General features: G+C 42.0%; 12 protein-coding genes. 7 read left to right on the forward strand and 5 right to left on the reverse strand.

Features of this window, described 5'->3' with window-relative positions:
- The first annotated feature begins 35 nt into the window (after window positions 1-35).
- From V6984_RS09785 to V6984_RS09795, 3 genes are all read left to right on the forward strand, one after another.
- On the forward strand, window positions 36-1895 hold the full coding sequence (locus tag V6984_RS09785; RefSeq protein ID WP_342759594.1) for an MDR family MFS transporter: 1860 nt from the start codon (window positions 36-38) through the stop codon (window positions 1893-1895).
- Window positions 1896-2191: 296 nt separating this feature from the next.
- On the forward strand, window positions 2192-2803 hold the full coding sequence (locus V6984_RS09790; protein WP_342759595.1) for a MarR family transcriptional regulator: 612 nt from the start codon (window positions 2192-2194) through the stop codon (window positions 2801-2803).
- Entirely contained in the window at window positions 2803-4584 is a 1782-nt protein-coding gene (locus V6984_RS09795; RefSeq protein ID WP_342759596.1) for an ABC transporter ATP-binding protein, read from the forward strand. Before V6984_RS09790 ends, V6984_RS09795 begins: the two co-directional genes overlap by 1 nt.
- Window positions 4585-4708: 124 nt before the next feature.
- On the opposite strand, the gene V6984_RS09800 is transcribed toward V6984_RS09795, so the two are convergent.
- Window positions 4709-5695, reverse strand: a complete 987-nt coding sequence (locus V6984_RS09800; RefSeq protein WP_342759597.1) for a DMT family transporter — start codon at window positions 5693-5695, stop codon at window positions 4709-4711.
- Window positions 5696-5804: 109 nt separating this feature from the next.
- Here V6984_RS09800 and V6984_RS09805 point away from each other — a divergent pair, with 109 nt between their 5' ends.
- Together V6984_RS09805 and V6984_RS09810 are read left to right on the forward strand one after the other, a co-directional pair.
- Window positions 5805-6476, forward strand: a complete 672-nt coding sequence (locus V6984_RS09805) for a cyclic nucleotide-binding domain-containing protein (RefSeq protein ID WP_342759598.1) — start codon at window positions 5805-5807, stop codon at window positions 6474-6476.
- A gap of 42 nt (window positions 6477-6518) precedes the next feature.
- Window positions 6519-7742, forward strand: a complete 1224-nt coding sequence (locus V6984_RS09810; protein WP_342759599.1) for a DUF6070 family protein — start codon at window positions 6519-6521, stop codon at window positions 7740-7742.
- A gap of 6 nt (window positions 7743-7748) precedes the next feature.
- Here the strand turns inward: V6984_RS09810 and V6984_RS09815 are convergent, their stop codons facing one another.
- Together V6984_RS09815 and V6984_RS09820 are read right to left on the reverse strand one after the other, a co-directional pair.
- Window positions 7749-7988 carry a hypothetical protein gene (locus V6984_RS09815; RefSeq protein ID WP_342759600.1) on the reverse strand — a complete coding sequence of 80 codons (240 nt, stop codon included), beginning with the start codon at window positions 7986-7988 and terminating at the stop codon, window positions 7749-7751.
- 39 nt (window positions 7989-8027) lie between these two features.
- Entirely contained in the window at window positions 8028-8180 is a 153-nt protein-coding gene (locus V6984_RS09820) for a hypothetical protein (protein WP_342759601.1), read from the reverse strand.
- Window positions 8181-8378: 198 nt separating this feature from the next.
- Here V6984_RS09820 and V6984_RS09825 point away from each other — a divergent pair, with 198 nt between their 5' ends.
- Both V6984_RS09825 and V6984_RS09830 read left to right on the forward strand, forming a co-directional pair.
- Entirely contained in the window at window positions 8379-8531 is a 153-nt protein-coding gene (locus V6984_RS09825) for a hypothetical protein (protein ID WP_342759602.1), read from the forward strand.
- A 35-nt stretch (window positions 8532-8566) separates the two neighbouring features.
- Complete coding sequence (locus V6984_RS09830) at window positions 8567-9526, forward strand: NAD(P)-dependent oxidoreductase (protein ID WP_342759603.1); 960 nt, start codon at window positions 8567-8569, stop codon at window positions 9524-9526.
- Window positions 9527-9541: 15 nt separating this feature from the next.
- On the opposite strand, the gene V6984_RS09835 is transcribed toward V6984_RS09830, so the two are convergent.
- Both V6984_RS09835 and V6984_RS09840 read right to left on the reverse strand, forming a co-directional pair.
- The gene (locus V6984_RS09835; RefSeq protein WP_342759604.1) at window positions 9542-11464 is read right to left on the reverse strand and encodes an FtsX-like permease family protein; all 1923 of its coding nucleotides are present in this window, start codon (window positions 11462-11464) and stop codon (window positions 9542-9544) included.
- Window positions 11465-11485: 21 nt separating this feature from the next.
- The gene (locus tag V6984_RS09840) at window positions 11486-12169 is read right to left on the reverse strand and encodes an ABC transporter ATP-binding protein (RefSeq protein ID WP_342759605.1); all 684 of its coding nucleotides are present in this window, start codon (window positions 12167-12169) and stop codon (window positions 11486-11488) included.
- Between the last annotated feature and the right edge of the window lie 69 nt (window positions 12170-12238).

Genomic DNA, 12238 nt, shown 5'->3' on the forward strand with positions numbered 1-12238 from the left:
TTGATAATACGGGAACTGAAAGGAAGTAATATAATATGGAAAAAGGTCAGAAAGCCACAGTCATCGTTTTAATCTGTGGTGCTTTTTTGTCGGTATTAAACCAAACATTAATGAATCCGGCTATCCCCTCGGTCATGACCGAGCTGAAGATTAATGCTACCACTGCACAGTGGCTGGTTTCAGGCTTCACTTTGGTAAACGCCATTATAGTGGCTGTTTCGGCGTTTTTAATGGATCGGTTTTCTACGAGGAAATTGTTCATCACCGTTTTCGGCTTATTTTTTGCCGGTAGCCTGCTTGCAGCTTGGGGAATCAATTTTCCTGTTTTGCTCGCCGGACGCATATTGCAAGCGGTATGTGCGGGCGTTATGCTGCCAATGTCAATGACTGTGCTGCTCCTCATTTTTCCTCACGGAAAGCGCGGCAGTGCAATGGGAATGTATAACTTTGTTATAATGTTCGCCCCCGCAATGGGTCCTGCAATTTCCGGCATCCTTACAGATATGGTAGGCTGGCACGTTATGTTTCTGATTATGGCGGTGTTGGCGGCGATCATTATACTTATTGCAGCATTTTCAATAAAAAATTTCGGCAAGACAAAGCCGGTTTGTCTCGATAAAATATCAGTTGCGGAGTCATCCCTGGGTCTTTTTTTCCTTCTTTACGGCTTTTCTATGTTTGGTAAGATTGAAACATTGCCTGCCGCGGTCGTGCTGATCGTCTTGGGTGCCGGGACACTTATTGCCTTTGCTCGCCGCCAGTTTAAGCTTACAGAGCCATTTTTAGAGCTTAAAGTGCTTTTTGATAAGCAGTTCCTATATGGGATTGTGATATCCATGCTGATATCAGCATCCCTTGCGGCAGTGTCTCTCACCCTTCCGATTTATGTCCAAACCGTACGCGGATTTTCAGCTACGATTTCAGGACTGATTATGGTTCCCGGTTCGATTCTGGGCGCAATTGGAGGATACTTTGCAGGAAATTTACATGATAAATTCGGGGCGCGTTACCTTTCGATTGCAGGAGTAGCATTGTTGTCGATCGGCTCTTTGGGAATGGCGTTGTGGGGATTTGAAACTCCCATCGCATTAATGATTATTGTTTACTGTGCCCGTTCTTTTGGCTTGATGATTGCCAATACGCCGATTAACATTTGGTCAATCAGCAATCTCCCGGATGAGATTCTGCATCATGGAAATGCGGTATCAAGTGCTATGCGTCAAGTCGCTTCGACCTTTGGGGTGGCGCTGATGGTGTCCGCCATGTCGCTGGCCACAAATTTATACGCCTCCGATAATTTTGTAAAGTCGCAGCTAATAGGGATTCATGTTGCATTTTATCTCAGCATTGTAATCGCCGTTATCGGTCTTGTGTTGGTTATTATTAAGGTAAAAGACCGGGAGAAGAGCGATAGTATTTTCGAAAGCAAAATGATATCGGAGCTAGATGCGGCAATGCATTCAAACCCATACACTGTGTCGTCCGGTGATTCAATTGAACGGGTAATTGAGAAATTTATTGAATACCGCACAAGCGGGTTGCCTGTCATAGACAATGGAAGGCACATTATCGGCTATGTATCGGATGGAGATGTTCTGCGGTATATGGCAAAACAAGATGTGCATGTTATCGGGGAGTCATTTTCTATCGTGCTGCCTGACAACGAAGAGTTTGTGACCAAAGCCAGAGAGTTTTTGCAAAGAAACGTAATGGAGATCGCAACCAAGCGCACTATAACGGTGGAACTCAGCACTTCGCTATCAAAGGTCTGCCAACTGTTTTATGAACACAAGCTGAGCAAAGTTCCGGTAACGCAAAATGGTGTTCTTGTGGGAACGATCAGCAGGGGCGATACTATGCGCTATCTGATGAAACGATTGCCGTTTAGCACTTAGATTAAAACGAGCTGAACAGTAAGATGTCAACCGTGATTGGACGAGTGCAGGCGAAATGATTTGAGAATTATATCCGGGAATTTAGATTTGTCATTTGCAAATCTTTGTTCCCGGATTTTTTGTGTTATTAGTGTGTGAAAAGCGGTGAAAGAGAGAACACGGCGTTAGAGTTGATTTGATAGAATATATGATATATATTTATTTAGTTTAAGAGTTGACAAACAAAATAAAAAGAACTATAATTTGTTTTGTTATACAACAAATAAACTAAATAAATTAAAATGGAGGTAAACGATATGAATACAAATAATATATTGAATAAGTTAATGGAGATCACCCATCAACCCTTTTTGATTTTTGCTAATCAGGTAGAAGAAAAGACGGATAATGCTTTTGAAACCTTGCGGTTATTATCAAAAGAAGATGGTGTGACGGCAGGGCGTATTTCTGAATTCTTAGATATCAAGCCATCAAGCGTCACTCAAATCATCAAAAAGCTTGAAATGGCAGGAACGGCTGAACGTGTGAAATCAGAAGAAGATGCCAGGGTTACGTTTGTCAAGCTGACTGAGAAGGGTTATGAAAGTATAAAAGATCGCGGCGAGATTTCTTCAAGTCTTAAAGATGAGTTATTCAGAGGTTTTGCTGAAGAAGAACTGGAAAAGTTATATGAATATTTATCACGTATTGCAGATAACATTTCAAGCGATGAGTTCCGATTAAAATTAAATGAGATTTTCGGTGATGATAAGCGTTGGCAACATTTTGGCCAAATGTCAGCTCACCTCGGGCGTGCACGTGAACAAATGCTAGAGCGTAATGGATTCGGCGGCTTTGGTGGATTTGGAGAGGATTTTCATGGCGGATTTGGCAGAGATGGTAAATTCTTTGGAAGGGGGCGTAGATAATGGGTGGCGGAAGACCGGATGATACAGTCAGAAAAGATAGCACGAAGTTTTCGCTTAGACAATTTGTCGGGCTGATCGCAACAACGAAACCAAAGTATTTTCTTTTGATAATAGGAATACTGCTGTTAATAGTATCCTCAAGTGTTCAAATTTATGTACCCCAGTTAGCATCGTCATTAGTCAATAACTTTTCAAAAGGAATCGATTATCCGTTGCTGTTAAAGGTAGTCTTATTGTTCGTATCTTCTGCGATTATTTCGGCAATTGGCGGAACGGTTCTTGGTATTTTTGGGGAAAATGTCATTCAAAACCTGAGAAAAAATCTCTGGTTTAAATTGACAACGTTAAAGGTAAACTATTTTGATGCCATTAAAGCCGGTGAGATTTCAAGCCGTTTAGTAAATGATACATCACAAGTAAAACAGTTACTTGCTAATACTTTTCCACAAACCATATCCAGCATTATCCTGGTTTTAGGTTCTGTCTATATGATGCTTAAAATGGATTGGCAAATGTGCTTGGCAATGCTGGTAACTGTTCCGATTGTACTGATCATTATGCTGCCGATCTTTGGATTTGGAACAAAAGTCGGACATATGAGACAGGACGCTCTTGCGGAGTTTAATGGGATTGCCAGCGAAACATTAAGTGAGATTCGCCTTGTAAAAACTTCTAATGCAGAAAAACAGGCACAAATGCGCGCTAATCACGAAGTGGATAAGTTATTCAAAGTCGGCAAAAAAGAGGCGGTCTTCGATGCAACAATGCAACCAATTATGATGATGGTGATGATGAGCATGATCTTTGGCTTATTAGCTTATGGTATGCATCGAATTGCTATTGGGGCAATGGCGATCGGGACATTGATGAGTTTCCTAATGTACTTGTTTAATCTGATCGGAGCAATGCCGAGTGTTGCGACCCTATTTACCGAGATGGCAAAAGCGGCCGGCTCAACGAAGCGGGTTCAAGAATTACTGGACGAAGAGCCTGAAGATCTGCAGGGCGGAGAAATTATCGATTTGTCCGGTAAAAAGCTTAAAGTTACTAATATTGATTTTGCGTATGAAAATGATGAACCGATTTTAACCGGTGTGTCTTTTGAGGCAAAACCAAATCAGATTATTGCTTTTGCCGGCCCGTCTGGCGGAGGAAAGTCAACAATATTCAGTTTGCTTGAAAGATTCTATGATCCTGGTCGCGGCGTTATAGAATTTGGAGATAAAAATATCCAAGATATTAATTTGACGGATTATCGCAGCCAAATAGGTTTTGTTTCGCAAGACAGTGCGATTATGGCGGGTACGATCAGAGATAATCTTACTTATGGATTAGATAAAGAATTTAGTGATGATGAATTATGGAATGTTTTAGGACTTGCTTACGCTCGTAAGTTTGTCGAAGAAATGCCGGATGGATTGTTGACTGAAGTGGGTGAACGAGGTGTTAAGATTTCCGGTGGTCAGCGGCAGCGGATTGCCATTGCCCGAGCATTCTTACGTAATCCCAAAATACTAATGCTGGATGAAGCAACGGCCAGTCTTGACAGTGAATCGGAAATGATGGTGCAGAGTGCGTTAGCTAATCTGATGAAAGGGCGTACTACTTTGGTGATTGCCCACAGACTTGCCACTATTGTTGACAGCGATAAGATTTATTTCCTTGAGAAAGGCAAGATTACAGGGAGCGGAACCCATGATGAGCTCGTTGGAAGTCACGAAACTTATGCGAAATATGTAAGTGAGCAATTCAGAGTGGATACTCCGCTAGTATCTTTCTAGTGTAGGGAAGAAATATATGAGCGGAAGATAAATCAGCGGTTGTAAAATAAGTAACCTCCGGCAGTTATTACAGGATGCCGGAGGTTTTGTGAACTAAAGGAATACTAAACTTTTTATATACTGTTTATTTTTTAGCAATGATATCAGGCGTTTGCTGTTCCTCATATATCTTCAGAAGAACTTTTCGATGTTCTTCCTCTGCACGCTTTATCTTAGACCAGTAAGCGCGTTCTTTTTCATTCTTATATGTATGAATTCTTTCGATAATAAAATTTATTGCAATTCCGAAGATAATTATAATTCCACCGACAAAAGAAGCTCTTGAGAAGTGATCGCCAAATATAAGATCCAACAGAATTCCTGTAAATACCTGACCGACAAAGGTAAGCAGAGTCAGGTAAAATGCAGATATCCTTGGAACGGTAAGATTGCAAAGAAAGATAACTGCCACACCGAATATGCCGCCAAAGTAGATCCATGGATGAAAGGCGGAAATTGAAGGAATGGAAGAAAACTGCTTGGCAAAAAGTGCAACAATAATGGTGATGGGTAAGCCGACCAGATGATTTATCAGCGAACCACGAAGTGCACCGGTTTTTTCAGCCAGACGTGCATTCACACTTCTGGATAGAACAACGGAGATACCGGCGCAAAAAGAAATGAAAACAGCGATGATTGCCCCTGCAACACTTTGGTCAAGCATTAACAGTATTCCGAGAAATGAGACCGCAAATCCAAGAATGGAATTCTTGTTAAAGGATTGCTTTTTCATCCCGAACAGACCGTAAGTATCGATGAATAGAGAAGTGACAGTCTGCCCCAATAGACCCAAAGCTACGATACTTGTCACGCTGATATGTCCGTAGGCAAGATTATTAAATACAGTTGTGCAAACACCAATGGCACCACCTAGATAAATCCATTTGGGATGATGACCATGGAGCGGATTCTTTTCCTTTTGTGTCAGGCAAAGAAGGAAAGCAGATATGGAACCGACCACATGAATAATGACTGCAGCAAGAATCGCGCCATATTGATCTGACAGATTCCCATTTACTGATATCATGATGGATAATAGGATACCGGTTAATAAAGCTAATAATTGATACATAGTTAAACACCTCTTATTATAAGAATATAGCACTCGTATGAAAAACGCATAGGACATTTGTCATGGTATTTTAACAATAGTCTGATATAATAAAAAAGGGTGATTGTATATGAAGAAGATTCCGTTTACGGAAGAACATAGGGCCATACTACAGGTGTATGGTTTGCAGGATATATCAGTGAATGATTGCACATGTATAAGGTATGAAGCAGGAGAGAGAGTTACGGAAGAAGGCTCTCTTATTTCCAGGCTGGCACTTGTAACAAAAGGGCGTGCTAAAATATGTCGTACTGCATTAAACGGGAAGAGCCTGATTTTGTGCTACTATATTTCGGAAGGTGTAATTGGAGAGATTGAACTTTTGACAGGGCAGAGTATTGCTACAACTACTGTTGTTGCTATCTCAGATTTTGAATGTGTGACGGTAGAATATAGAAAGTGTATGGAAGAACTGGAAAAGAATCTTGTTTTTTCCAACAAAATTGGTGCTATCCTTGCAAGGAAAATGTCAGAGAGCGAAGAGAATTATGTTGCCTCAGCATTGCATTCCGGGGAACAGAGACTTTGTTCCTATATTCTGAAAAATTCACATCGCAATTATTTTTCCGATGTATTGTCAGATGTGTCCTGTTCAATTGGTATGAGTTATCGCCATCTGTTCCGGTTGCTGGATCAGCTGTGTAAAGACGATATATTAGAAAAAAGAAAGAATGGTTACAAGATACAGAAGCACGGAGAATTGGTCAGACGAACCCATGCAGAACACCTTGTTAAGAAGTGAACATGGAAATGTGATAATAAGGTATTGAAAGGATAAAGGACTATGTATACCAAAAATTCTTTAGTCAAATATAAGAAATTGCTGTTGGGGCTTGCTTTGCTGATATTTGGAGCTGTGGGATGCGGCAATGTATCTCAGTCTATTCCGAAGAGCGGAACAAGTGAAGAGATACAGGATAATCAGGGAACGAATGAGGAAATTGAGAGAGAGTCAAAAGAAATAGCGGAGTGTTATCGGGGGATTTACGAGCAGGCAGTAGAAGCTGGCATGCTTGGAACGTTGGACACTGCGAAAAAGATTGTAGAATGTCTGGGAGACGCCGGATATGCGGCAGTGGATGCTGAAAATCAGGTTAATATGGTTAATTCTGAAAAAGTAAAGGCATTTATCGGAGATGTTGAAGGGAATGTGGATGCGGAACTTACCATAATCTGTGTAGCGGCCGCCGGGGGCTTTACCCGGTTTGACTTTCAGACATCGGAGGAAGCGGTCTGGGTAACACGGAGCTATCTTTTGTGGAATGGTAAAAGCCCTGAGATTAATTCGAAAGAGAGGTATCGTGCTGAGAATTGGGATTATTCGCAGGAAGGGTATTTGTTCTTCGAAAAAAATCATATGTCAGGATATGACGGAGCATCCGGTTATACCGCTTTGCGGGTAGATCAACTGGATGAAAGGTGCAGAGAGCTGAACCGCCAATATCTGCTTCCGATCGGATATGGATCAAATAATATGTTTATTACGGAGTGGAATGAACAGGATTACGAAGAACTGGATTTTTATGATATGTTTCATATTTTATACCCGTTAGTATATGGAATGCCGACGCCTTACGAGGTATCTTATGAAGGAGAATTATACTATGTTCCGCAGGAAGAATTTGAAAGAGTGGTAATGTCTTATTTTAAGATTGACAGTGAAACCTTGCGAAGTAAGACGAGGTATCTTGAGGACAGTAAGGTCTATGAATATCGAACAAGAGGATTTAACGACTGGGGAAATAGCCCGAATATCCCATATCCTGAGGTAGTGCAATATGAGGAAAATGCGGATGGAACTCTTACGCTGACTGTTAATGTCGTGTATCCGGTGGAAAAAATATCTTGCGCATTTTCACATGAGATAGTGGTTCGTCCGCTGACGGATGGAAGGGTACAGTATGTATCCAACCATGTGATCCGGTCTGCGGATAACATTCAGCCGTCGTGGTATACAGACCGGCTGACGGAAGAAGAGCGGGAAGAATTTTATGGAGAACCGGAATAAATAGAACTACTTCCAGCCTGAAAGCCAGGATTTGTCATTTGCGATGGCAGTTACTACTTCCTCTCCGGATTTGAAATTATCAAAGGTTCCGTTATTGATTTCGCTGATGGCTTTACTTAACAGGTCTTCGTAATATGCCTCAGGAGTTATATCGGTTGTGGTTTGACAGGAATGCTGCCTTGATTCGGAAGAAGCGATCCGTGCGTATTCGTTTTTCACCTGGTCTATGAGTTTATCGCGGTTCATATAATTGACTCCTTTATATTTATTATTTATATAAATAGATTATTTTTTGTCATCGCCGGGATTTTTTCTGCTGCCGGATTGCTTCTTGGCATTTCGGCTTTCTCCATCTAATGCGCTCTCGGCTAAGGTAGGACCGCCATTTGATTTTTTCTTACGGATTGACTTGGGGTCAAGTTGTGAATCTTTTGCCATATTTATTCTCCTTAAAATTGATAAAGTTACCATCGTTTGACAAGGTCACTCACGATCGGATAAGACTTTGTCAAACGATGGTAGTATGTGCAGGTAAAAAAATATTATACAGAAATAGCATTGTGCAGCCACACGTATAAAAACGTACCTTTTGCAAATCATAATGGGTATAAAATCGTTAAGTAAGGATGGTGAATTATGGCGAAAGCAGGTATGAGAAGACCGGATCCGAAGGAGCCGCATGGAACAGAAAGCAATAAAAAAATGAAAATAAAAAAGAATGAAACGGAACCGGTACCCGAGATCCAGGGAAAGGCTAAAGCAGGGCATAATAAGGCGAATAACCTGTAGGAGACGGTACCGGAAGACAAGAAGGGTGACAAAAGATGAAAATAGTAATTACAGCAAGAGACTTTTCCGTACACGATGCAGGCTTACTGGAAGGACTTGTAAAGGCTGGTCATGAGGTGGCCGATTACAGCGGGGAAAGTATGGGAACAGGTACCGCGGAGTATATCGTATATAGGGCAGCAGAAGATGCGGATATCGCGATTACCGGTCTGGAACCCTATAACGAGGAAGTGATTAGAAGGTGTCCTAAGTTAAAAATGATATCCCGGAGGGGTATTGGATATGACTCCGTGGATTTGGCAGCTTGTAAGCAAAGAGGAATTATTCTGGCGAGAACCGCAGGAATGGTAGAGGAAGCCGTAGCGGAACATGTTATGGCATATATTCTTCATTTTGCGCGCAATGTGGAAATGCAGAGTATGGCGATGCATGACAGGCAGTGGAGCAGAATTATGATGGCGGGTGCAAAGACAAGGACCTTGGGACTGATCGGTTTTGGCGGGATCGGTATGGAAATCGCTAAAAGAGCCGTTTCGTTTGGCATGAAAGTAATTTATTATTGCAGGCACCCGAAAGAGGAATGGGAGAAGGAATATCATGCCGTTTATTGTGACTTGGACCAACTATTGTCGGTAAGCGATTACGTTTCGGTAAATGTTCCTTTGACAGAAGAAACCAGAGGAATGTTCGGTGAGGAGCTGTTTCGAAAGATGAAGCCGGAGAGCATATTTATCAATACTGCGCGCGGGCCGGTTGCGGATGTTGCAGCGCTGAAGCAGGTATTGCAGGAAGGAAGAATCCGCGGTGCTGCAATCGATGTATTCGATGCGGAACCATGTACGGATTCTCCGTTAATTGGATGTCCCAACGTTATTCTCACCCCACATACTGCATCTTATACGAGTGAGAACTTCGACGAAATGAACAGAGCCGCTGTTCAAAATGTTATCGATTTTATAAATAATAAGCTGTCTCCGGGAAATAGGGTGATTTAGCAACTGGTGAAATTCCTAAATCATAGTTTCATCCTTCAGAATATCCCCGATATCCGCATTGCAGATTTTCAGGCCTCCCAGATAATAGGCGAGGCTGACAGAAAGCAGGATAAATATTGTGAAAATGAGTATTGGAATTATCGGCGCTGCAGCAATGAATTCCTTTACCGGAATGGAGGCGGTATTCAAGGCGGCTGCCACAATAGGGATATTTATGACCAGGCTGAAAACAATCGGGCGGAGGGCGACAATCAACGTTTCCATAGCAAGAATTTTTTTCATTCCTTTCGGAGACAAACCGACGGAAAGGTATCTTGTGAATTCCTTTCTCCGCTGATAAATCTGCCCCAGCGTAGAAGAGAATACATTTGCGATCCCAATACATGATAATAATCCCGCAAAAGCCCCCATTAAGAACCTATGGGCCCTTCTGACAGAGGAGTCAAAAATCTCCTCTGTCAGTTTGCTGTCCAAGGTATAGCTGTTCTTTTCCTGTAAAAGGATCTTAATATCATTTTGTACGGCTGCATCGTAAGATTTGGAAACGAGCTTTATGTTATAGAAGCTTTCAGTATAGGGAAAGCTTTCGGCTAAGTTAACGTAAAAATCCTGCGGAATTATTAAGGATAAGGAATAATCGATAAGTTCCTCTTTTATCGCAGGGAGAGTGGTTGTAAATGCAGATACGGTGACAGGCATATCTCCTCTGTCAGGCATAGCTTCATTTCGAAGCTGCAGCGTTAAGGGCATCCCCTCCTTCAATAAAGGGATATACATTCTATTTAGGCGGTCACTATGGAAGCTGTCCCAGATAATATTTACAGCGGTAGAGTCCTTTGCGGAAAGCCCCTTGCTGGAGCAGTAGTCCTTATAGCTTTCGTTATCCAAAACATAAATCGGTACGTCGAAAGAATAGCGCCCATCACCTTCAGCCTTTATACTGTCTGAAAGGTTATCAATACTTAGTTTCAACAACTCTTCACTCAGCATATTGGGTAAAAGGCTTGTAGATGCCGTGATTTTTTTGTATAAGATACAACTTTCCACGCCATCAAGATTTTTGATTTCTCTTAGTAAATTCTCTTCCTCATCCATATCCGGAACGGAAAGCATCATATCCCACTTATCCCGGTAACGTTCAAAGTAAGTATGCTTCGTGCTGATACCTGAAATGGCCTCCAGATTGAGGAAGCTTATAAAGGCCAGGGCGGATAAGGTCAGCGACAGGGTAGATGTCCTGAACACTCTTTTACGTGAGTGGATTGATTTTATGGATAATTCTCCATAAATTCCAAATAAAAAAGAAAACACGCGGTAAGGCTTCATGCTTTCTACGGGCGGTTCCCCACCGTAATGGATTGCATCGAGAGGCGTCAAACGGCTGATTCGCCTTGCCGGTAACCATGCGGAGATGAGAACGGTCGCTATAGACAGCAGAAGAGCAGCCGCCATAATGACGGCATGATAGCGAAATACCACTTCGTATTTCCTTACGGACGCCGTTACAAAGATAATAAGCTGCATAAAGCCGTAACATAGTCCGATTCCGGATAATACACCTGCTGCAATAGGCGCGATGCAGAGAATAAGAGTTTCCTGCAATAAGAATGTGCGTATCTGATTAGGGGTTGCTCCGGCGCTTTGCAAGATACCTAACTGATGCAAGCGGCTGTTCATGGAGACTTCGAAGGCATTGTGTATCATAACCGTAAGCGAGAGGCAGATGACGATTAAGATAAAAACATAAGCGACAACGAGCGGCTCTATACTCCCGGTAGAATTCTCATCCATCAGAGATTTCCGGTATACTCTGTCTATCCATATATTATAAAAAATTCCGCAGACCAGCGATAATAAGATAGCGGATAAGAAGGAAATCGCAGCCAAAAAAATACTGCTTAACTTATTTCGTTTGATATATCGGATCGAATACTCCATCCACATGTTTTTTTCCTCCTGTTATTTCCTGATTCTTTCATCCGACACAATATTACCATCCTCTAAGCGGAGGATTCGGTCGGCCTGCAAAGCAATATTTTCGTCATGGGTTACGACGAGAAGAGTTTGGTTATATTTTTTATTGGAGTATTTTAGCAGTTCGATAATATCATGACTGTTCTTGTTATCCAGATTCCCGGTAGGTTCGTCGGCTAATACGAGAGCGGGGGCATGAATCAGCGCCCGTCCGATGGAAACCCGTTGCTGCTGTCCGCCGGATAATTGCTTCGGTAAATGCGTTTTGCGATCTTGCAGTCCCAAAATGCCGATCAGCTCGTTTAGACGTTCTTCATTTACTTTTTGGCCGTCTAACTTCAGTGGAAGGGTTATGTTTTCTGTTACATTCAATATGGGAATGAGATTGTAGAACTGATAGACCAGGCCAACCTGCCGCCTCCTGAAAATCGCCAGTTCCTCCGGAGTTCTCTGAAAGATTTCTTTACCGTCTATTGTTATTGTTCCCAAGCTGGGCTTTTCCACCCCTCCGATTAAGTGAAGCAGGGTAGATTTCCCTGAGCCGGATTGTCCTATGATTGCGACAAATTCCCCCTTTTCTACGCAAAAAGAAATGTCGTTTAAAGCTGTTACTCTATTCTCATCGCTGCCGTAGGTTTTGCATAAGTTTTCGATTTTTAATATTTCCATGATAGCCCTCCGAAACCCTCCTAAAATAAATTAAAATAATTATAGCATTTCCTATGTGACAGCTCCATG

Source organism: Kineothrix sp. IPX-CK (assembly GCF_039134705.1).
In the GTDB taxonomy this organism is placed as follows: Bacteria; Bacillota; Clostridia; order Lachnospirales; family Lachnospiraceae; genus Kineothrix; species Kineothrix sedimenti.